Source organism: Streptomyces sp. NPDC046900, from assembly GCF_040644975.1.
Taxonomy (GTDB): Bacteria; Actinomycetota; Actinomycetes; order Streptomycetales; family Streptomycetaceae; genus Streptomyces.
Map to the genome: position 1 here is coordinate 1 of NZ_JBEYXD010000267.1, position 1,098 is coordinate 1,098.

The following is a 1,098-nucleotide window of genomic DNA, read 5'->3' on the forward strand; positions in this document are numbered from 1 at the left end:
AGGACCCCAAGCCCTTCGTCTGGACAAAGGACGCCGACGAGATCCTGCAGCGTCTCGCCGCATATCTTGATCGAATTCCCGGCGCGGGACACTAGCCGAGTGGATTCCAGTTGAACCAGCCTCGGGAAGTGTCGTAGAGGTTCGTGGGTTCGTCGCAAGTCTGGGAGGTCGAGATCTGCAAGGCGACGGCATCCGCGCGCGCCGCATGATCGTCCGCCAGAACCACCAAGATCAGAACCGAAGACAGTATGAGCACGGGAAGAACTCGCCCGCGGCGTACGCGTGAGATGACCAGTGCTGCCACGGACAGCACGAGGCCGGCCAGCAGGAGCCACCGGTTCCTGCTTGCTTCCTGGTCGAGTCGTTTGGACAGCTCTACAAGGTCACCGCAGAGTATGTACGTCTTCGGCCCACCGAACAGCGACAGACAGCGTTCCAGTACTGCGGCCAGCACGACAAGCACCCCAAGCGCCGGCAGCAGACTCGGGTCTCTCTCCGACTTCGACTCCGTCCTGACCCGCCGTGCAACCCCCATCGCCCCGTACCTTTCGACCGCCCGGCGGAAGATCCAGTCGAGCGCAGAGATTACCGCCCCATGTGCGTAGGGGTCCTGTTGCCCAGGTCGGTGAACGTATGTGGTCAGAGCAGTAGATCCGGCTGCGCTTCGACCCGGGCACCGTTTTGGGATCGCGTCCCACCCATTCCGGCTCCACTGGTCGTGGGCCGTCCGCCAGGCAGAACTGAAGGGCGCCGTCGGCTTCGTGGCAGCTTTCTCGCGCATGACCGGCATCGTCCCGACCGCGGGTTGCCACCTTCCGACCTTGCTCGCGCCTCGGCCGATGGCTGGGCGGCGCACCACACATGCAGCAGAACCGCAAAGGGTTCTTCGCGAAGAACTCTTTGCGAAGAACCCTTTGCGGTCTAGCGTGTGCCCTGTGACCGATGCAGGGAAGAGGCCGGACGGCCCGAGCGTTGACGAGGACTCGGTTGTTCTGGATGCCAAGGGTCTCGGCGACGGGTGAAAACGGACCGCTGATCGGCGGATGAACGGTGACCCACTTCGCGATCTTCTGATCATCCTGATCTTCTTCGAGGGTC

1 protein-coding gene is annotated in these 1,098 nt (G+C 63.0%); it reads right to left on the minus strand.

The features are described from left to right. Positions 1-91 precede the first annotated feature (91 nt). Positions 92-454, minus strand: a complete 363-nt coding sequence (locus ABZ904_RS51355; RefSeq protein ID WP_360997086.1) for a hypothetical protein — start codon at positions 452-454, stop codon at positions 92-94. Positions 455-1,098: the final 644 nt, after the last annotated feature.